General features: G+C 60.2%; 16 protein-coding genes. 11 read left to right on the forward strand and 5 right to left on the reverse strand.

All coding sequences use genetic code 11. The features are described 5' to 3' along the window. The first annotated feature begins 32 nt into the window (after window positions 1–32). From J2046_RS15675 to J2046_RS15690, 4 genes are all read left to right on the forward strand, one after another. The gene (locus J2046_RS15675) at window positions 33–1,403 is read left to right on the forward strand and encodes a glutamine synthetase family protein (RefSeq protein ID WP_210053273.1); all 1,371 of its coding nucleotides are present in this window, start codon (window positions 33–35) and stop codon (window positions 1,401–1,403) included. A gap of 38 nt (window positions 1,404–1,441) precedes the next feature. Beyond that, the gene (locus J2046_RS15680; RefSeq protein WP_210053275.1) at window positions 1,442–2,827 is read left to right on the forward strand and encodes an aldehyde dehydrogenase family protein; all 1,386 of its coding nucleotides are present in this window, start codon (window positions 1,442–1,444) and stop codon (window positions 2,825–2,827) included. Further along, entirely contained in the window at window positions 2,824–3,969 is a 1,146-nt protein-coding gene (locus tag J2046_RS15685; RefSeq protein WP_210053277.1) for an iron-containing alcohol dehydrogenase, read from the forward strand. Before J2046_RS15680 ends, J2046_RS15685 begins: the two co-directional genes overlap by 4 nt. 215 nt (window positions 3,970–4,184) lie before the next feature. Next, entirely contained in the window at window positions 4,185–4,901 is a 717-nt protein-coding gene (locus J2046_RS15690; protein ID WP_210053280.1) for a ParA family protein, read from the forward strand. A 59-nt stretch (window positions 4,902–4,960) separates the two neighbouring features. Here J2046_RS15690 and J2046_RS15695 read toward each other — a convergent pair whose 3' ends face one another. Continuing rightward, entirely contained in the window at window positions 4,961–6,352 is a 1,392-nt protein-coding gene (locus J2046_RS15695) for a L,D-transpeptidase family protein (RefSeq protein ID WP_411828506.1), read from the reverse strand. Between the two features lie 192 nt (window positions 6,353–6,544). Here J2046_RS15695 and J2046_RS15700 point away from each other — a divergent pair, with 192 nt between their 5' ends. From J2046_RS15700 to J2046_RS15710, 3 genes are all read left to right on the forward strand, one after another. Then, window positions 6,545–7,384, forward strand: a complete 840-nt coding sequence (locus J2046_RS15700; RefSeq protein WP_210053282.1) for a DUF4432 family protein — start codon at window positions 6,545–6,547, stop codon at window positions 7,382–7,384. Between the two features lie 76 nt (window positions 7,385–7,460). After that, the gene (locus J2046_RS15705) at window positions 7,461–7,799 is read left to right on the forward strand and encodes a protein tyrosine phosphatase family protein (RefSeq protein ID WP_210053283.1); all 339 of its coding nucleotides are present in this window, start codon (window positions 7,461–7,463) and stop codon (window positions 7,797–7,799) included. Between the two features lie 64 nt (window positions 7,800–7,863). Continuing rightward, window positions 7,864–8,205, forward strand: coding sequence for a RidA family protein (locus J2046_RS15710; RefSeq protein ID WP_037147585.1), 342 nt, complete (start codon window positions 7,864–7,866; stop codon window positions 8,203–8,205). 68 nt (window positions 8,206–8,273) lie between these two features. Here J2046_RS15710 and J2046_RS15715 read toward each other — a convergent pair whose 3' ends face one another. From J2046_RS15715 to J2046_RS15730, 4 genes are read right to left on the reverse strand one after another with little or no spacing between them, the layout of a single operon-like run. Further along, on the reverse strand, window positions 8,274–9,935 hold the full coding sequence (locus tag J2046_RS15715) for a thiamine pyrophosphate-binding protein (protein WP_210053285.1): 1,662 nt from the start codon (window positions 9,933–9,935) through the stop codon (window positions 8,274–8,276). Further along, the gene (gene caiB, locus J2046_RS15720; RefSeq protein ID WP_210053287.1) at window positions 9,932–11,134 is read right to left on the reverse strand and encodes a succinate--glutarate CoA-transferase; all 1,203 of its coding nucleotides are present in this window, start codon (window positions 11,132–11,134) and stop codon (window positions 9,932–9,934) included. The genes J2046_RS15715 and caiB overlap by 4 nt, the downstream gene beginning before the upstream one ends. Window position 11,135: 1 nt before the next feature. Continuing rightward, the gene (locus J2046_RS15725; protein ID WP_210053289.1) at window positions 11,136–12,101 is read right to left on the reverse strand and encodes a DMT family transporter; all 966 of its coding nucleotides are present in this window, start codon (window positions 12,099–12,101) and stop codon (window positions 11,136–11,138) included. A gap of 54 nt (window positions 12,102–12,155) precedes the next feature. Continuing rightward, window positions 12,156–13,121: an alpha/beta fold hydrolase gene (locus J2046_RS15730; RefSeq protein WP_210053291.1), complete on the reverse strand. Its 966-nt coding sequence runs from the start codon at window positions 13,119–13,121 to the stop codon at window positions 12,156–12,158. A 141-nt stretch (window positions 13,122–13,262) separates the two neighbouring features. On the opposite strand from J2046_RS15730, the gene ettA reads away from it, so the two are divergent. The 4 genes from ettA (at window position 13,263) to metF (ending at window position 19,507) form a co-directional block, all read left to right on the forward strand. After that, window positions 13,263–14,912, forward strand: coding sequence for an energy-dependent translational throttle protein EttA (gene ettA, locus J2046_RS15735; protein WP_210053293.1), 1,650 nt, complete (start codon window positions 13,263–13,265; stop codon window positions 14,910–14,912). A gap of 227 nt (window positions 14,913–15,139) precedes the next feature. After that, window positions 15,140–17,440: a methyl-accepting chemotaxis protein gene (locus tag J2046_RS15740; protein ID WP_210053295.1), complete on the forward strand. Its 2,301-nt coding sequence runs from the start codon at window positions 15,140–15,142 to the stop codon at window positions 17,438–17,440. Between the two features lie 170 nt (window positions 17,441–17,610). Then, window positions 17,611–18,606: an ArsR/SmtB family transcription factor gene (locus tag J2046_RS15745; RefSeq protein ID WP_210053297.1), complete on the forward strand. Its 996-nt coding sequence runs from the start codon at window positions 17,611–17,613 to the stop codon at window positions 18,604–18,606. A 13-nt stretch (window positions 18,607–18,619) separates the two neighbouring features. Then, window positions 18,620–19,507 carry a methylenetetrahydrofolate reductase [NAD(P)H] gene (gene metF, locus J2046_RS15750; protein ID WP_210053299.1) on the forward strand — a complete coding sequence of 296 codons (888 nt, stop codon included), beginning with the start codon at window positions 18,620–18,622 and terminating at the stop codon, window positions 19,505–19,507. Window positions 19,508–19,808: the final 301 nt, after the last annotated feature.

Consider the following 19,808-nt stretch of genomic DNA (forward strand, 5'->3'; position numbering starts at 1 on the left):
GCCTCCCATTTTTCAAGCAGTGGATGAAACGCATGGCCGCAAGTTATTCCTTCGATGATCTGAAGCTCGACGTCGCCGCGGGGCGCATCGACACCGTCATCGCCGCCCAGGTGGATATGCAGGGGCGACTGATGGGCAAGCGGTTCCAGGCGGAATATTTCGTCGAGGGCGCCTGGAAGGAAACCCATAGCTGCAACTATCTGCTGGCGACCGACATCGAGATGGAGACCGTCCCCGGTTACAAGGCGTCGAGCTGGGAGCAGGGCTACGGCGACTATACGATGAAGCCGGACCTTTCGACGCTGCGGAAACTTCCGTGGCTAGAGGGAACCGCCTTGGTCATCTGCGATGTGCTCGACCATCACACCCATGAGGAAGTGCCGCATTCACCTCGTGCGATCCTGAAGAAGCAGGTGAAGCGCCTGGAAGCGATGGGTATGGCCGCCTTCATGGCGACCGAGCTCGAATTCTTCCTGTTCGACCAACCCTATGACAGCGCCCGCGAAAGCGGCTATCGAAATCTGAAGCTCGCCAGCGCCTACAACGAGGACTACCACATCTTCCAGACGACCAAGGAAGAGGAGGTGATGCGGGCGATCCGCACCGGCCTGCAAGGGGCCGGCATTCCGGTCGAGAATTCCAAGGGAGAGGCGTCCGCCGGCCAGGAGGAGATCAATGTTCGTTACGCCGATGCGCTGACCATGGCCGATCGGCATGTGATCATCAAGAACGCCTGCAAGGAGATCGCCTGGTCGAAGGGGAAAGCCATCACCTTCCTTGCCAAGTGGAACTACGGTGCCGCCGGCAGCTCATCCCATATCCACCAGTCGCTCTGGAGTTCGGACGGCACCACGCCACTCTTTTTCGACAAGGATGGCGAGCATGGCATGTCGGATGCCATGAAGCACTACGTGGCCGGGTTGCTCGCGCATGCGAGCGAGATCACCTATTTCCTGGCGCCCTATATCAATTCCTACAAGCGTTTCATGGCCGGTACGTTCGCGCCGACCAAGGCCGTCTGGTCCAAGGATAACCGCACGGCCGGTTACCGCCTCTGTGGCGAGGAAACCAAGGCAATCCGCGTGGAATGCCGCGTCGGCGGCTCCGACCTCAATCCGTATCTCGCTATGGCTGCATTGATCGCGGCAGGCATTGACGGGATCGAAAGGAAGATGGAATTGGAACCCGCCTTTGTCGGCGACGCTTATCACGGCACGGATGTGCGGGAAATCCCGAAAACGTTGCGCGATGCAACCGAGCTGATGTCCTCGTCCGAACTCCTTCGAACCGCGTTTGGTCATGACGTCATCGACCACTATGTCCGGGCCGCTCGCTGGGAGCAGGAGGAATACGACCGCCGGGTTACGGACTGGGAAGTGGCACGCGGCTTCGAGAGAGCGTAAATCTCTCCACCACGAAATCAGAAACAGGAATGCTGATCATGACCATGATCCAATGTATCTCGCCGGTCGACGGCTCGGTTTATGCCGAACGTCCGGCGATGCCGCTCGAAGACGCGGTGGAGGCCGTCGGCCGTGCCCGAAAGGCACAGAAGAGCTGGGCGAAGCGGCCGCTCGAAGAGCGCGTGCAACTGGTGCTGAAGGGTGTCGCGCGGCTCAACGAGATGGCCGATGAAGTGGTGCCGGAACTGGCCTGGATGATGGGGCGCCCGGTCCGCTATGGCGGTGAGTTCAAGGGCTTCAACGAGCGTTCCAACTATGTCGCGTCCATTGCGGCCGACGCGCTGGCGCCAATGGTGGTCGAGAACAGCGCCAGCTTCGAACGCCGCATCGAGCGTGAACCGCATGGTGTCGTCTTCGTGATCGCGCCCTGGAACTATCCCTATATGACGGCGATCAACACGGTTGCGCCGGCGCTCATGGCTGGCAATACGGTGGTCCTGAAACACGCGGCCCAGACATTGCTGGTCGGCGAGCGCATGGTGCGCGCCTTCGTGGAGGCCGGCGTTCCGGAGGACGTCTTCCAGAACCTTTTCCTCGATCATGAGACGACGGCGAAGCTCATTTCCCAAGGGCTTTTCAATTTTGTCAATTTTACCGGTTCCGTCGAAGGCGGCCGTTCGATCGAGCGGTCGGCGGCTGGAACCTTCACGGGGATCGGCCTCGAACTCGGCGGCAAGGACCCGGGTTATGTGATGGAGGATGCCGATCTCGATGCGGCCGTCGATACGCTGATGGACGGCGCCACCTACAATTCCGGCCAGTGCTGCTGCGGCATCGAGCGCATCTACGTGCACGAATCGCTTTACGACCAGTTCGTCGAAAAGTCGGTTGCCTGGGTGTCTAACTACAAGCTCGGCAACCCGCTCGACAAGGAAACGACGCTCGGGCCGATGGCCAACAAGCGGTTTGCCAAGGTGGTGCGCGAGCAGGTCGCCGATGCGGTTTCGAAGGGGGCCAAGGCCCTGGTCGATCCGAAGCTTTTTCCGGCCGATGACGGCGGCGCCTATCTCGCACCGCAGGTGCTTATCGATGTCGACCATTCCATGGTCTTCATGCGCGAAGAGACCTTTGGTCCTGCCGTCGGCATCATGAAGGTGAAGACTGACGACGAAGCAATCGCCCTGATGAACGACAGTCGGTATGGCCTGACCGCTTCGCTCTGGACGGAAGATGCGGCCCGCGCCGGCAGGATCGGTCGCGAACTCGAGACCGGCACCGTGTTCATGAACCGCTGCGACTATCTCGATCCGGCACTCGTCTGGACCGGTGTCAAGGAGACGGGTCGGGGCGGCTCGCTTTCCGTGCTCGGCATCCACAACCTGACTCGCCCTAAATCCTATCACCTGAAAAAGGCCACGAAATGAATATCGTCGCGAACTGGAGCTATCCGACCGCCATTAAGCTGGGACGCGGGCGGATCAAGGAATTGGCGGAGGCCTGCAAGCTGCTGGGCTTGAAGAAACCGCTGCTTGTCACCGACCGGGGACTGGCGTCAATGGCGATCACCGCCCATGCGCTCGACGTGCTCCACGAAGCCGGCCTAGGGCGGGCGGTTTTCTCTGAGGTCGATCCCAACCCGAACGAGAAGAACCTCGAAGCAGGCATCAAGGCATACAAGGATGGCGGTCATGACGGTGTTGTCGCGTTTGGCGGCGGTTCGGGCCTCGACCTCGGTAAACTGATCGCCTTCATGGCCGGTCAGACGCGGCCGGTCTGGGATTTCGAGGACATCGGCGACTGGTGGACGCGCGCCGACGCTTCGAAGATCGCGCCGATCGTTGCCGTGCCGACCACGGCGGGCACGGGGTCCGAAGTCGGGCGGGCAGGGGTGCTCACCAACTCTGCGACGCATGTGAAGAAAATCATCTTCCATCCGAGGATGCTGCCGGGCGTGGTGATATGCGATCCGGAGTTGACGGTTGGCATGCCCAGGGTGATCACCGCGGGTACCGGCATGGACGCTTTCGCCCATTGCCTGGAAGCCTATTGCTCGCCCTTTTATCATCCCATGTCGGCTGGAATCGCGCTTGAAGGCATGCGGCTTGTGAAAGAGTTCCTGCCGCGCGCCTACAAGGATGGCTCCGATATCGAAGCCCGCACCAACATGATGTCCGCGGCGGCCATGGGAGCCGTCGCCTTCCAGAAAGGGCTTGGCGCAATCCACTCGCTCTCGCATCCAATCGGCGCGATCTACAACACCCATCACGGCATGACGAACGCTGTCGTCATGCCGCCGGTGTTGCGCTTCAATCGCACGGCGATCGAGGAGAAGATAGCTCGGGCCGCCGCCTATCTCGGCATTTCCGGCGGCTTTGACGGCTTCTACGACTATGTCCTATCCCTGCGTTCGGATCTCGGCGTGCCGGAAAATCTCACGGCCATGGGTATTGCGCCCGATCGGGTCGATGAACTCACGGCGATGGCGATCGAAGATCCGAGCTGCGGCGGCAATCCGGTGCCGATGACACTCGAGAATACCAAAGCTCTTTTCCTCGAGTGCTTTTGATCCGGCTGTCCACGGATGGTCGTTAACTGAACCCGGAGGCGTAAAACCTCCGGATTTTCCACATTTTAGGGCCGAAAGCTAAATTTCCTGAGTGATATTAATGATTGCTAAATTTACAATTCGTTAACCATGTTTCGCAAGGATGGTCCCCAAGACACCATGTTAGCCGGTGTCCTCGTGAGCGATGCGGCTCAAGACTTCTTCGAGGACCGAAAATGCCTGTAATTTCCTTTGCCAATGCCAAGGGCGGTGCCGGAAAGACGACTGCGGCGTTGCTGCTTGCCACCGAACTTGCCCATCAGGGGTTTCGCGTCACGGTTATCGATGGCGATCCGCAACGATGGATCAGCCAGTGGTTCGAGACTTCCGGCCATGTTCGCAACATCGAGGTTATATCCGAGGTCACCATCGCCTCTCTGCAGTGTCATCTGCGCGAGATGGGACCGCGGACCGACTATTTCATCATCGACCTTGCCGGCGCCCGTGACGCGCTGGTCACCACCGCGATCGGCCTTTCGGATCACGTGATGATCCCGGTCCAGGGCTCGGCCATGGATGCCAAGGGTGCGGCACAGATCCTCGATCTCCTGTCCTTCCTGAAGGACAAGGCCAATCTCGACATCGCCCATTCGGTCGTGCTCACCCGTGTGACCTCCATGGTCACCACCAAGGCGTTGCTGATGATCAAGGGCTTGCTGGCGGCCCGCGGCGTTCACGTTCTCGACACGCCGATCGGTGAGCGCATCGCGTTCAAGGAACTTTTCGAGATCGGCGGCACGCTCCATACGCTCGACCCTGCGAAGGTCAGCAATGTCGACAAGGCCAGAGAAAATGCAGCCGCCTTTGCGCAGGAAGTCTTGCGTCTGATGCCGATCAAGATCACCCGCTCGGCAGTCTCCCGCCTCTTCGGGCTCGGTCGCAACGCCGCTTGAATGGTGAAAGCGTATCTGGATTGAAGCAAGGCGCCGGAGAGCGCCTTGTTCGTATCTGCTTATTCGACAAACTCGACCACAGTGCCCGGTTTTACCATCTTGGCGAGTTCCGTCGCATCCCAGTTGGTCAGGCGCACGCAGCCGTGGCTGTTGGTCTTGCCGATCTTGGAGGGTTCCGGCGTGCCGTGAATGCCGTAGGTGGGCTTGGAGAGTGCAATCCAGACCTTGCCGACCGGGCCGTTCGGACCAGGTGGAATCTGCAGGATCTGGTCATTGTTGCCCTGCTTGAAGTTGATCTTGGGATTGTAGGTATAGCCCGGATCCAACGCGATACGCTGGACCGTGTGCGTGCCGGTCGGGGAGGGCGTATCGGTCGAGCCGATCGTGGCCGGATAGGCGGCAATGAGCTGGTTGTCGGCGCCGTAGGCGAAGACCTGTTTCCTGCCTTTGTCGGCGACGATGCGGGTTACCTGGCCGGCCTTCGGCTGGCCCGGATTGACGACCTTGATGATTGTGCCCGGAATTGTGAAGTCCACACCCGGATTCAATGCTTTCAAGTAGTTTTCGTCCATGTGGAACTGTTCGGCGAGCTTTTCGGTCACCGAGGTATAAGACATGGCGGGCAGTTGGGCCTTGTGGGCATAGTCTTCCGGGATTGCCGCAACATAGGGACCGGCCGCATCGGCGGCGGTAATCGTATAGTCGATGATAGGTAGACCGCCCGAATAGGTCAGGCGCTGCATGATGTCCTCGGAATTGTTCGGATCGAGCGTCTCGCCGGTCATTTCCTGCCAGGCGGCGATCGCCTTGTTGACATTCTCTCCGAGATGGCCGTCGATGACGCCGGGCGAAATGCCTTCCCGATCCAGGAAAACCTGAAGAGCAGCAACCTCTGCCTGCGGCTTTTTCGTCACTGCAATGATCGGCTTTTGCGGATGCAGGCTTTCTATGGCCTGCTGGTCCGGCTCGATCGACGCCTCCTGGGGATAGGTGTCGTCTGCGCCAGGCATCGGTTGCTCGTCCAGAGGCATGCGAGTAACAGAACCTGAGCCCGGTATTGCGCCGGTGACGCCGCCCGGCTCACCCGGACGGTAGTCGCGATAATCCTGATAACCATAACCGTCCCGGTAGCCGCCGAGATCGCGGAAGCGACGATAGCCACCGGGTGCTGGCGGATATTCTTCGGCGCGGGCGGGCCGATATGTCTCCTGACGGATCTCGGTCGCCAGAACATTGCCGTAGCGGTCGATGAAGACGCGACGGCCCATGCCATCGCGGCTGATGACGATGTCGCCGCGATCGGGCACGTAGTCGAGGATCGCACCATCAGGGGCGACCAGAATCGTATCGGCCGGATACCGATCGTACCGGCTTTGTGCCTCGGCCGAAGGCCCCCCCTGGATCACGGTCAAAACGACGAGGCTGGCGCTTGCGAAAAATAACCGCTTCACGATGTCACCGAGTTCCTGTTTGCTCTCTACACGTAATCGGGATATCGGCCGTTCGTTCCCGCTCCATACCCTATCGCCACAGACAAGGTAATTTTGACGGTAGTGTGAAAAAAGTGAATTCGTGATGAACGTGGCGTTAAATTCTCATCGCGATCGGCTAGAGGCCTTAACGAATCCGTGAAGGGGATGATTATGAAGGCGTTTTTTGCGACCAATGGCCCGAAGCTTTTCCTCGATGAAACCTCCATGCTCGATATCGGCGGCTGTTTCATCGGCGGAACCGACCTTTCGCCCGGACGAGCGATTCCCGATGACGGCGACCCACGAATCGATCACTCGCTCGAAGGTTTTCTCTTCACCTGTGGACCGGATCACATTCGTCACCCGGAGCCGATCGAAGGGAGGGATAACGGCAAAAAGTATCCGTTGCATGGTTCCTTCTCATCGCACGCTGCCGAAATCCTCTTCTGGGATACGCAAGGGGAGGATGCCGAGTGCCATGCGCGGGTTGCGGTGAAGATGGCGACGGGGGAACCGGCCCTCCTGGAGCGCCATTGGCGGATCGACGGGCAGACAGGCGAGGTGAGGCTCTCGGACAGGGTGACCAATACCGGCAGAAGACCGTTTGCACCGGTGCATATGTACCACATGAATATCGGTGCCTGGCTGTTTGACGAGCATGTGCGGCTTACCGGGAGGATGCTGGAGGGAGGCGGCTTTCCCTGGACGTTCGGCAACGATCCCGGTGGCGTCTTCTGTGTGCCGGCACTACAGCAAGGCGAGCAATGGGCGGAAATCGCACTCGGTCCGATTGCCGCCATCGACGGGTTGACGCTGAAGGTGAAATTCCGGACCGACACGCTGCCGTATCTGCAGATCTGGCGGAACCAGAAATTGCCCGCGCATGTTCTTGGAATAGAGCCGGTTTCGCATCGGCTGGCAAGCCGCCACGAACTCGCCGAAAAGGGGGAGCTGGAGATGCTGAAGCCGGGTGAAAGCATCGAATACGGGTTGCGGTTCAGCTTCGGTTGACAGGTGTTTCATCTGCGATTGACGCCCCCGCGGCACCGTCGTAATGCTTGCGCCGCGATAAAACGGAGATTGCGCCATGGATATCCGACAGATCAACGACGAGTATTCCGTCACGGGTCAGATCACCGTCGAAGACCTCGACCGGATCAAGGCGATGGGCTTCAAGTCGATCGTCTGCAACCGCCCCGACGACGAGGAGCCGGGCCAGCCGAAATTCGCCGACATTGCCGCACGCGCCAAGGAACTCGGTATCGATATCCGCCACATCCCGGTCGGTCGTATGGGCGTTGATGCGGAAGGCGTGAAGGCCATGGTCGACGCGCTCGATGAATTCCCGCGCCCGATGCTCGGCTTCTGCCGCTCCGGCGCGCGGTCGACGGCGATCTACGAGAAGAGCCAGCATATCCGCGGCTGAAATTCCGAACGTCTCGCCTTCCTGCGAGACTTCCTCCCGCAGCTCAAAATCCAGGAGCATTTTCATGAGCATCAAGCGCATCGAGCCCGGCGCCCGCATGAGCGGCGTCGTCATCCATGGCAACACAGCCTATCTGGCCGGCCAGGTGGGTGAGGGCGAAAGCGTCACCGATCAGTGCAAGTCGGCGCTCGCTGAAGTGGACCGCCTGCTCGCAGCAGCCGGCTCCGACAAGTCGAAAATCCTGCAGACGATTATCTATCTCTCCGACATCGCCTATTTCGGCGAGATGAACGCTGTCTGGGAAGCCTGGATCGACCCGGCAAACCCGCCGGCCCGCGCCACCAGCGAAGCCAAACTCGCTGCGCCGAAATACAAGGTCGAGTTTATCGTCACGGCTGCGATCTAACCCAACGTCAATTGCATGAAAAAGCCGGCCATCATTTTGATGGGCCGGCTTTTTTCTTTATCGAGAGTTTAAGTCTTTTCCCTTATCTGCGTGAGCGTTCGTGCAGGCGTGATCGCTTCCGGATCGAGCTTCACCTCGATGATCGCCGGCTTGCCGCTGGCGCGGGCGCGCAAATAGGCCGGCCCGAAATCTTCTGTCCTTTCGACCAGCTCGCCATATCCGCCGAAAGCTTTGGCATAGGCGACGAAATCCGGATTGACGAGGTCGGTGGCGCTGACGCGCCCCGGATATTCCCGCTCCTGGTGCATGCGGATTGTGCCGTAGATGCCGTTGTTGACGAGCACCGTGATGATGGGCAAGCCGTAACGCACGGCGGTTATGAATTCCTGCCCGTGCATCATGAAGCAACCGTCGCCGGCAAAGCAGACGACTTCGCGCTGGGGAAACAGCTGTTTTGCCGCGACGGCAGCCGGCAGGCCATAGCCCATCGAACCGGAGGTCGGGGCGGACTGGGTGTTATATTTGCGGAAGCGGTGGAACCGGTGCAGCCAGGTCGCATAGTTGCCGGCGCCGTTGGTGAAGATCGCGTCATCCGGCAAGTTCTCTTCAAGCCATTGCATGATCGGTCCCATCTTCACCGGTCCCGGTCCTGTTTCCGGCGGCGTCGACCATTTGAGATAGGATTCGTGCATGGACGCGGTGTGATCCGCCCATGCGGGCGAGGCGGGGGCTTCAAGCTCTTGCAGGGCGGCGACAAATTCCGCAGGTGCGGCGCAAATCGCCAGATCCGGGCGGTAAATGCGGCCGAGTTCTTCCGGATCGGGAAAGATGTGGACCAGCTTCTGCTTCGGATAGGGAATGTCGATCAGCGTATAGCTGGAGGAGGGCATTTCCGACATGCGGCTGCCGAGCAGGACAAGAAGATCGGCATCCTTGATTTCCCTGGCGAGTGCCGGGTTGATGCCGATGCCGGCATCACCTGCGTAGCAGGGATGAAGATGGTCGAAAAGCATCTGGCGCCGGAACGAACAGGAGACCGGCACCTTGAAGCGGGTGGCGAAGTGGGCGAAAGCGGCATGCGCCTCTTCGCTCCAGCGCGTGCCGCCGAGGATGAACAGCGGCCGCTTCGCTTCTTTCAGCGCCGTTTCGAATGCCGCGATCTGGCTTTTGCCCGGATGGCTTTCGACCGGCATGTAGGCGCGGGCTTGTGGGGCCTCGATCTCCTCGACCAGCATGTCTTCCGGCAGGGTCAGCACGACCGGGCCGGGGCGGCCGGAGGTTGCGACCGCGAAGGCGCGGGTCACAAATTCCGGAATGCGCCGGGCATCGTCGATCTCACCTACCCATTTGGCGAATTCCGTGAAGGCGCGGCGGTATTCGACCTCCTGAAAGGCCTCACGCTCCCGCATGTCACGGGCAACCTGGCCGATGAAGAGGATCATCGGGATCGAATCCTGCCTTGCGATGTGAAGGCCGGCCGAAGCGTTGGTGGCGCCTGGGCCGCGGGTCACCATGCAGATGCCCGGCTCGCCCGTCAGCCGGCCCCAGTTGTCGGCCATCATCGCCGCGCCGCCTTCCTGGCGGCAGACGATGACGTCGATGCCGCTTTCATAAAGCGCGTCGAGCACGGCGAGATAGCTCTCCCCGGGAACGCAGGAGATGCGCTTTACTCCGTTCGCCTTGAGGGCTTCGACGATGAGCTGGCCCCCGGTTTTCGTGGCGGTCTTCATTTCTGTTCCCCCCTCTTTTCCATGTCTTCCAGTTCGGCCAGCACGTCTGCGGTATGTTCGCCGAGCGCCGGGCTCGGCCGATGGTAGGCAAGTGGTGTCTCGGACAGCACGATCGGGTTGCGTACGCCGGCAATTACGGTACCGTCAGCCGCTTCGAGATCGATCCGAAGCCCGCGCGCCTTCACCTGCGGGTCGTCGAACATTTCCGCGATCGAGTTGATCGGGCCTGCCGGTACGGCATTCTCGCCACAGGCGGCAAGCAGGTACGCCTTCTTCCATTTCGCGGTCTCGGCAACGATCAGTCGTCTCACCTCGCCGCGATTGGCGACACGGGCCTTGTTGGTCGCAAAACGCTCGTCCTCGGCGACCTGTTCGATCCCCAGAAGGCGGCAGAAGCGGCGGAATTGGCCGTCATTGCCGACCGCAAGGATCAGGTGGCCATCTTCCGTCGGCACGACTTCGTAAGGCGAGATGTTCGGATGCGCATTGCCAAGCCGTACCGGTGCCTTGCCGGAGATGAGGTAGTTCATGTTTTGGTTGGCGAGCACACCCGCCTGGACGTCGAGCAGCGCCATGTCGATATGCTGACCTTCGCCGGTCCTGATGGCATGAATCAGCGCTGCCTGGATTGCCGTTACGGCATAGACGCCGGTGAAGATGTCGGCGATGGCGACGCCCGCCTTCATCGGTTCGCCGTCCGGCTCTCCGGTGATCGACATGAAGCCGGACATGCCCTGGACGATATAGTCGTAACCGGCGAGACTGGCATAGGGGCCGTTCTGGCCAAAGCCGGTGATGGAGCAGTAGATCAGTTTCGGGTTTATCTTCCTGAGGCTCTCGTAGTCGAGGCCGTATTTCGTCAGCCCGCCGAGCTTGAAATTCTCGATCAGCACGTCCGCCGTGGCAACAAGCCGGCGAACGATCTCCTGGCCTTCCTCCGTCTTGAAATCGACGGTGATGGATCGCTTGCCGCGGTTGGTCGCGTGATAATAGGCTGCCGAAAGATTTTCGCCGTTCTTCCCTTCGACGAAAGGCGGACCCCAGGCGCGTGTATCGTCGCCGCCGTCCGGATTTTCCACCTTGATCACGTCGGCGCCCATATCGGCCAGCACCTGTCCGGCCCAGGGACCGGCGAGAATGCGGGCAAGTTCGATAACGCGGATGCCCGAAAGTGGCGGTTTCTTGTTCGTCTGGTTCATATCATGGGGTCACGGTTAACTTGGCGGCGCCGGTGATGGGCTTCATGGAAGCCACGCGCCTTTCGCGCCAGATGATGTAAAGGCCGGAGCCGATGATGATCGATATGCCGAGCCATTTCATCGGATCGGGGAAATCGCCGAAGACCAGCCAACCGAGCAACGTCGCCGAGACGATCTCGAAATACTGAAGAGGGGCGATGACGGAGGCAGGCGCCGCCCGATAGGCATAGACGGCCAGGATGCCGGAAAGGGCGGCGAACGCGCCGACGCCGGCGAGCCAGGTGAAGGTCAACCAGTCCGGCAGAGACGGGTCGAGGAAGGCGATGCCGGTCCGGTCTCCGAGGAGAAGCAGCAGGCCGGAGATCGGAATGCCCCAGAGTGCCATCTGGAACTGCATCGACCATGGATTTTCGCGATGTGCCAGTGCCCGGGTCAGGAGCGCAAAGATCGCCACGCCGAGGGCGGTGACGATCGGCAGCAGAGCGACGAAGCCGATTTCCTGAAAGCTCGGACGGATTACGATCAAAGCCCCGAGAAAACCGATCCCGCAGGCTGTGTAGCGGCGCCAGCCGATGGTTTCCTTGAGAAAGATGCTGGAAAGCACCGTCAGGATGATCGGCTCGACAAAGAAAATGGCGACCGCGTCGGCAACTTCCATGACGGCAAGCGTCGCGACGAAGCAGATCATGGAGAGCGTAATCACCGTAGCGCGGATCGCATGGTAGATGCTGAGCTGCCATGAAAAGGTGCGCCACGAGCCGTTCCACAAAACGATTGGCAGCATGCAGAGCGCCTGGAAAAGGAAGCGGGCAGCGGTGATGAAAGTCGGCGAAGCTGCATCGGTGGCAAGCTTGGAGAATATGTCGATGAAGGGCGCCACCAGCATGGCAAGGATCATCAGTCCGAGACCATGGACAATTCGGGTCTCGGGTGTCGAGGCAGCAAGGCTTGCAGACGACGAACTCATGAACCTCCTATAGCCGCGCATGACAGCGGAAGCACTTGAATAAATGTCATGAACTCATTCCATTTTAGATGACGAGCCGATTTTGACGACAGGTGCTGCAGGCGGCAACGCGGCTTTCGCCCAGGATACGAATTCAGCAATGGCACGGGTGCGGACCGTGTCGTTCAGCGTTTCATGTCGCGTGCCCGGCCAGATCTTCGTGGTCACGTTCAAAAGACCATTCTTCTTGAGATGTTCGGAGAGCCAGAGAGTTTCGCGGCCCCCGTTGGTGGCCGGATCCTCCGCGCCGCCGACCAGATGGATGGGTAGATCCTTTTGCAGGCGGCCGATCAGTGCCGGCGCGCGGAACGTCATCTCGAAAAGATCGAGCCAGAGCGAAACGCTGGCACCGAAGCCGCAAAGCGGGTCTGAGATATAGGCATCGACGATATCCCGGTCGTGGCTCAGCCAGTCGAATTCGGTGCGGTGGCCGGGGATGGATCTGCCCCAGGCTCCGAAAGTGAGTTTCGGCAGGAGGCCGCTCGGCACGTCGGAGCCCTTCAAGGCTTTTTCGGTAAGGAGAATTGCCTGCGCCGCGCGGCCGGCCATGCCTGGGTGGAAGTTCGAATTCCAGACGGCGACAGCACCAAAACTTCCGGGAAAGTCAATGGCGGCGTTGAGCGCGATCAACCCTCCCATGGAGTGACCGAAGAGCAGGACCGGCAAGCCGGGATGGACATTTGCCGCCATGTCGCGCATGGCCTTCACGTCTTCCAGAACCAGCCGTGCGCCTTTGCGTCCCGCAAAACGACCGATTGGAGCATCGGACGCCGTCGTCTCGCCATGGCCGCGGTGATCGAAGGCATAGACGTGGAAGCCATGCGAAGCCATGATCTCGGCAAACGGTCGGTAGCGTTTGGAATGCTCAGCCAGGCCATGGGAGATCAGCAAGATGCCGCTGACCGGTCCTGCAGCCGGCTGATAGTGAAAGGCAAGACTTGCCCCCGTCGGGCTCGAAAGCCGCCTCGTTTCGTCGAACATCCCCGTCCTCCCATCGCTCTGCTCCGTTTATGCGTGATTTTCTTGCTTATGCATCGGTTTTTTCCGAAAAGCGCTTCACACTTTTCGGTCCGATGCACTACATAGCGGCAAACAAAATTCCCCCGTGGAGCAATTTATCCGATGGCACGTCAGTTCATTTATCACATGGCCGGCCTTAACAAGGCCTACGGCAACAAGAAGGTTTTGGAGAATATCCATCTGTCCTTCTATCCCGATGCGAAGATCGGCATCCTCGGCCCGAATGGCGCCGGCAAGTCGACGGTGCTCAAGATCATGGCCGGCCTCGATACGGAATATACCGGCGAGGCATGGCTCGCGGATGGCGCGACACTCGGCTATCTCGCCCAGGAGCCGCAGCTCGACGAGAGCCTGAACGTGCTCGGCAACGTGATGGAAGGCGTTGCCGACAAGAAGGCGATCCTCGACCGCTACAACGAACTGATGATGAACTATTCCGACGAGACGGCGGAAGAGGGCGCGAAGCTCCAGGACATCATCGACAGCCAGAACCTCTGGGATCTCGAAAGCCAGGTGGAGATGGCGATGGAGGCGCTCCGCTGCCCGCCGGGCGACGCGACCATCGACAATCTCTCCGGCGGTGAGAAGCGCCGCGTCGCGCTCTGCCAGCTGCTGCTGCGCCAGCCCGACCTGCTGCTGCTCGACGAGCCGACCAACCACCTCGACGCCGAGACCATCGCGTGGCTCGAAAAGCACCTGCGGGAGTATCCCGGCGCCATCCTGATGGTCACCCACGACCGCTACTTCCTCGACAACGTCACCGGCTGGATCCTCGAGCTCGACCGCGGCCGCGGCATTCCCTACGAGGGCAACTATTCCGCCTATCTGCAGGCCAAGGCGAAGCGCATGTCACAGGAAGAGCGCGAAGAGGGCGCCCGCCAGAAGGCGCTTGCCCGCGAGCAGGAGTGGATCGCCTCCAGCCCGAAGGCCCGCCAGGCAAAGTCCAAGGCCCGTATCCGCGCCTATGACGAACTGGTCAAGGCGGCGGAGGATCGTCGTCCCGGCGAAGCACAGATCATCATTCCGGTCGGCGAGCGGCTCGGACAGGTGGTCATCGAGGCAGAGAACATCTCCAAGTCCTATGGCGACCGCGTGCTCTTCGAAAATCTCTCCTTCAAGCTGCCGCCCGGCGGTATCGTCGGTGTCATCGGCCCGAACGGCGCCGGCAAGACCACGCTGTTCCGCCTGATCACCGGTCAGGAAAACCCGGACAGCGGCGATATCCGCGTCGGCGACACCGTTCATCTCGGTTACGTCGACCAGAGCCGCGATTCGCTCGACGGCAACAAGACCGTCTGGGAGGAGATTTCGGGCGGCAACGACATCATCAAGCTCGGCAAGCACGAGATGAACTCCCGTGCCTATTGCGGCGCCTTCAATTTCAAGGGCGGCGACCAGCAGCAGAAGGTCGGTACGCTTTCCGGCGGTCAGCGCAACCGCGTGCATCTCGCCAAGATGCTGAAAGCCGGCGGCAACGTGCTGCTGCTCGACGAGCCGACCAACGACCTCGATACGGAAACCCTCTCGGCCCTCGAAGATGCGCTCGAAAGTTTTGCCGGCTGCGCGGTCATCATCAGCCACGACCGCATGTTCCTCGACCGTCTGGCCACCCATATCCTTGCTTTTGAAGGCGACAGCCATGTCGAATGGTTCGAAGGCAATTTCGAGGATTACGAAGCCGACAAGATCCGTCGTCTCGGTGCCGATGCGGTCAATCCAAAACGCGTCACCTACAAGCGCCTGACGCGGTGAGCAAAAGGCACTTCGACGAACTGTTGAGCCCCGTTTCGGCGGGGCTTTTTTATGCTTCTCATTTAAGTAGAACCTCATAAATGCGAGAAATTACTCCAACTATTTGGTAGTGGGGCCGCAAGAAAGCGCAAAGACTCTGCTTCTAGGTTCTCAACAATAGCAGGACCATGTCCGTTCGGTCCTTGGCACCATCATGAGGATGGGAGACTGGGGAGTGATTGATCGCCATGGCCCGTTTCATTGAACGTCTGTCTTTCCGGACTTCTCTGGCACTTGTCGCTGTTATACCAACCGCTGCTGCGATCGTGCTCGGTGCGGCTTTGGGGCTGAGTGCCTATGAGAATTACAGGCAGTTCGACAGAGCGCGGACGCTTACCAAACTTGTAGGGCCGGCCGGAAGCATGATGAATGCGATCTCCGCTGAAAGCTATGCGGGACCTGCTGAGCGCGATGCAGCGCGCAAGAACGCGGATGCGATCGAGAAGGCTCTGGTCGACAACTATGCTCGCATCAAGTCGCAGGGCATGGCTGACCGCGGACTTGAAGAGACGATTACCGCCCTGCAGGACCGTTACGCCCGCATGGGCGAATTCCGCGCCAAAATCGATGCCGGCGACAAGAACCCGCTTCTTACGGCGCAATATCTCACGCCTTTGTCGCAGCAGACGCTCGATACTGTGGCTCGTGTTGCCAACCTGACCGAGGATCGCGCGCTGGCGCGCGCCATTGATGGCATTCATGCACTGGTGCAGGTCAATAATGGCTATGCGATTGTGACCCGGATGGGCCAGCAATTCGCCAAGAATGGGACGCTGACGTCCGAGGAAGTGGCCCGTTACGTTCAGGGTCGCCAGCAGGTGCGCATCTACGAAAAGCATATGCGTGCTGCCCTGGCGCGAACGGTGCTGGCCAAGCTTGACGCTTTCTGGAGCGCGCCCGACGGTGCGTTCGCAATTGATCTTCTGAAGACCTTCGATGCACTGAAACTTTATACGCCCGCTGCCACGGACTACGACCGATGGACTGCCGCGATGGAAAAGCGCAGGTTACTCTCGGCCGATCTGGTCGAGGAGGCTTCCGGGGAGCTGGTACGTCTCGCCGACGACCTGACGATGGGCGCTTCCAATAGGCTGCTGACGATCAGTGGAGTGCTCGTTGCCTTGATCGCCGTCGTCGCCTGCTTCAGTTTCCTTGTGGCCTCCAGCCTGTCCGGTTCGATACGCCGTATCAGTGGCCGGATGGCGAGCCTTGCTGCAGGCAATACCGAGGAAGCCATTCCCTATGCGGATCGCAAGGACGAGATCGGCGACATGGCTCGCTCGGTCGAGGTCTTCCGCGAAGCGGCCATCCGCAACAATGAACTCGAAGCAGAGGCCGATGCCAGCCGCCGCCGTTCGGAGGCCGAGCGTGTCGAAATGCAGCGGCAGACGGAGGCCGAAGCCGAAGCCCGTCTCAACCAGGCGACCGGTGCGCTTGCCGCGCACTTGCGACGCCTCGCCAACGGGGACATGCTTTGCGAGGTGAATGAAGCCTTTGCGCCGCAGTTCGAAGGTCTGCGGCACGACTTCAATACGTCGGTCCGCCAGCTCCGCGATGCACTTTTGAGTGTCGGCAACTCGGTTTCGACCGTTACCAGCGGCTCTAAGGAAATCTCGGATGCCTCGGATAACTTGTCCAAGCGTACCGAACAGCAGGCCGCCTCGCTGGAGGAGACAGCAGCAGCTCTTGAAGAGATCACCGCCAATGTGGTCGCGACGTCAAAACGTACGTCCGAGGCTCGTGATGTCGTCCGCGATGCCCGCGCCCGCGCCGACCAATCGGGGCACGTCGTTCGCAATGCGGTCGCAGCCATGGAGCGGATCGAGAAGTCGTCGCACCAGATCGGCCAGATCATCGGCGTAATTGATGAGATCGCCTTCCAGACCAATCTCCTGGCGCTCAATGCGGGTGTCGAGGCGGCGCGCGCCGGCGATGCCGGCAAGGGCTTTGCCGTCGTCGCTCAGGAAGTGCGCGAACTCGCGCAACGCTCCGCGAATGCCGCGAAAGAAATCAAGGCGCTTATCTCCAACTCGGCGGTTGCCGTGGGCGAGGGCGTCAAGCTGGTCAGCGATACGGGCGAAGGCCTTGGCGTAATCGAGCACCTGGTCCAGACCGTCACCGCCCATATGGATGCGATCGCGACTGCGGCCCAGGAGCAATCGGCAGGGCTGGCGCAGGTCAACACTGCCGTCAACCACATGGACCAGTCGACTCAGCAAAATGCGGCGATGGTGGAAGAGATGAATGCCGCTGGCGCTGGTCTCGCACAGGAGAGCGCCAAGCTTAGTGATCTGCTGTCGCACTTCCAGCTCGGGGGCAATAGCGCAACTTCTCCGCTTCGCGATGCCGCCGCTCGCATGCGTGCTCCGGCCGCGGCTGTATCTACTCCTCGGCCTGCCGCACCAACCCGCCAACCCTCTTCGCGCGCGCCAGTCTCTCACGGCAATGCCGCGGTGGCGCAGTCCGCGGATGAGTGGGAAGAGTTCTGATCGCGACAGAGATCATCGGAGATTGATCGGGCGGATGGGGAAGGGCGGTCTTCGGGCCGCCTTTCCTCGTTTTGCCGATCCTTTGCCGCATGGATCGTTTAATGCTTGCATAAAGTCGCAAAATCACATAAACATATCTTTATATGTTGATTGGCTGGAGGTGTGTCGGAATGGGTATGACGCTGGATACGCTGGTGGATGTCCTGAAGACCGCAGGCGAGCCTACACGCTTCCGCCTGCTGGCGTTGCTTGCGGCCGGAGACCTTACCGTTACCGATCTCACGGAAATCCTGGGACAATCGCAGCCCCGCATTTCGCGGCATCTGAAGCTTTTGGCCGAAGAGGCTTTGATCGACCGTTACCAGGAGGGGGCATGGGCCTATTTCCGGCTGAAGCAGGACGGGAAGGCGGCAACGCTCGTCAGGACCCTGCTGGCCGCCTCCTCTGAGGAGGACCCGGTGCTTCTGCGCGACAGCGAGCGGCTTGCGACCGTCAAACGCCTGAGATCAGAACATGCCCAGGCCTATTTCAGCCGCAATGCATCCGAATGGGATGAACTTCGCCGCCTGCATGTCAGCGACGCCGCCGTTGAAGCGACACTGCTAAAGCTTGTCGGCACGACGCCGGTTGACTCGCTTCTCGACCTCGGTACCGGCACGGGCTGGATCCTGCAGCTACTATCGAAGCTTTATCGCCGTGCCACCGGCATTGATGCGAGCCGCGATATGCTCGCAGTGGCGCGCGCCAATCTCGATAAGGCCGGCATCGTCAAGGCCTCGGTCCGACACGGCGACATCCTCAACCTGCCGCTCGAAGGGCAGGATTTCGACCTCATCACCATTCATCAGGTGCTGCACTTCCTTGATCAGCCGGAACTGGCGATCGCGGAAGCCGCCCGCGTGCTGCGGCCGGGCGGGCGGCTGCTGATCGTCGATCTTGCGCCGCATACGCTCGAATATCTGCGCAATGACCACGCCCATGTTCGTCTCGGCTTTTCCCATCAGGTAATGGCGGAATGGCTTGAGAAGGTCGGCCTCGAAGTCGAAGAGGCGATCGATCTTGGTTCCGGCAAGGAAGGCGCGCTGACTGCCACCGTCTGGCTCGCTCGCGACCGCAGGCTGCTCATTGCATCGCATGCACCCGCTGAAACCCAAACCGCGCTTTAAGGGAGCTGAAACCATGACCGCACACCGCGAATCTTTCAGCGTCTCCTTCGAATTCTTTCCGCCGAAGTCGGATGAGATGGAGATCCAGCTCTGGGAAACAGTCGAACAGCTCTCCGGCTGGGACCCGGATTTCGTCTCCGTGACCTATGGCGCGGGCGGTTCCACCAAGGAACCGACGCTTGCAGCGGTGACGCGGATGATCGGCGAGGAAAAGCTTCCGACGGCGGCGCACCTGACCTGTGTAGATGCTTCGCGTGAGGAAATCCGCTCCGTCATCGAAGATTACCGCGCCGCCGGAGTTCGACGCATCGTGGCGCTGCGCGGTGATCCGACCAGCGGGATCGGCACGGCCTATGTTCCTCATCCCGAAGGCTTTGCCGAGACGGCCGATCTGGTGCGCGCCCTGGTGGAATATGGGGATTTCGATGTGTCGGTATCCGCCTATCCCGAAAAGCACCCGGAAAGTGCCGACCTCGCGGCAGATATCGATACCCTGAAGCGCAAGGCGGATGCGGGTGCTGCGCGGGCGCTCAGCCAGTTCTTTTTCGACAACGATATCTTTGAGCGCTACCTTGAAAAGGTTCGCGCCGCCGGAATCGGCATTCCCGTCGTCCCGGGTATCATGCCGATCCAGAACCTGACGCAGCTCAAGCGCTTCGCCAGGCGCTGCGGCTCCTCCGTGCCGGCTTTTCTCGACGCCCGATTCGAGGGATTGGACGAGAAGCCCGAGGAACGGGAAAAGGTTGCCGCCGATATCGCCGCCGAACAGATGGAGGATCTGGGCCGTCGCGGTATCCGCGATTTCCACATCTATACGATGAACCGGGCGCCGCTTGTCTCCGCCGTGTTGCAACGCCTCGGGCGTCGGCAGATTAGCAGCCCTCGTATTGCCGCTGCCTGAAAATGAAAAACGCATGCTCCTTTGCGGGGAGCATGCGTTTCATTGGAAGTGCTGATATCAAACGGTCACGGATGCGAGATATATGACCCGTTAGTGGGAACCTCGTGGCGGCTCAGATGAAGAGCATGGATACCACGAACACGAACGCTGCACCGACTATCAGGACATTCAGAGAGTATGTACGTCCCATGTCTGCCTCCTTGCGTTGACCGTTAAATTTTATGTCGTTTTCGTGGCGCTTGGAAAGCAGATTCTATGCTGCGCTGCAGTCGGGAACGGAACAAGTTTCATTGCTTCTTTC

The organism is Neorhizobium petrolearium (assembly GCF_017873175.1).
In the GTDB taxonomy this organism is placed as follows: Bacteria; Pseudomonadota; Alphaproteobacteria; order Rhizobiales; family Rhizobiaceae; genus Neorhizobium; species Neorhizobium petrolearium.

Excerpts from the sequence above, each read along its gene's own strand:
- J2046_RS15675 (WP_210053273.1), top strand. The coding sequence starts at position 33 with ATGGCCGCAAGTTATTCCTTCGATGATCTGAAGCTCGACGTCGCCGCG.
- J2046_RS15680 (WP_210053275.1), top strand. The coding sequence starts at position 1,442 with ATGACCATGATCCAATGTATCTCGCCGGTCGACGGCTCGGTTTATGCC.
- J2046_RS15685 (WP_210053277.1), top strand. The coding sequence starts at position 2,824 with ATGAATATCGTCGCGAACTGGAGCTATCCGACCGCCATTAAGCTGGGA.
- J2046_RS15690 (WP_210053280.1), top strand. The coding sequence starts at position 4,185 with ATGCCTGTAATTTCCTTTGCCAATGCCAAGGGCGGTGCCGGAAAGACG.
- J2046_RS15700 (WP_210053282.1), top strand. The coding sequence starts at position 6,545 with ATGAAGGCGTTTTTTGCGACCAATGGCCCGAAGCTTTTCCTCGATGAA.
- J2046_RS15705 (WP_210053283.1), top strand. The coding sequence starts at position 7,461 with ATGGATATCCGACAGATCAACGACGAGTATTCCGTCACGGGTCAGATC.
- J2046_RS15710 (WP_037147585.1), top strand. The coding sequence starts at position 7,864 with ATGAGCATCAAGCGCATCGAGCCCGGCGCCCGCATGAGCGGCGTCGTC.
- J2046_RS15715 (WP_210053285.1), bottom strand. The coding sequence starts at position 9,935 with ATGAAGACCGCCACGAAAACCGGGGGCCAGCTCATCGTCGAAGCCCTC.
- caiB (WP_210053287.1), bottom strand. The coding sequence starts at position 11,134 with ATGAACCAGACGAACAAGAAACCGCCACTTTCGGGCATCCGCGTTATC.
- J2046_RS15725 (WP_210053289.1), bottom strand. The coding sequence starts at position 12,101 with ATGAGTTCGTCGTCTGCAAGCCTTGCTGCCTCGACACCCGAGACCCGA.
- J2046_RS15730 (WP_210053291.1), bottom strand. The coding sequence starts at position 13,121 with ATGTTCGACGAAACGAGGCGGCTTTCGAGCCCGACGGGGGCAAGTCTT.
- ettA (WP_210053293.1), top strand. The coding sequence starts at position 13,263 with ATGGCACGTCAGTTCATTTATCACATGGCCGGCCTTAACAAGGCCTAC.
- J2046_RS15740 (WP_210053295.1), top strand. The coding sequence starts at position 15,140 with ATGGCCCGTTTCATTGAACGTCTGTCTTTCCGGACTTCTCTGGCACTT.
- J2046_RS15745 (WP_210053297.1), top strand. The coding sequence starts at position 17,611 with ATGGGTATGACGCTGGATACGCTGGTGGATGTCCTGAAGACCGCAGGC.
- metF (WP_210053299.1), top strand. The coding sequence starts at position 18,620 with ATGACCGCACACCGCGAATCTTTCAGCGTCTCCTTCGAATTCTTTCCG.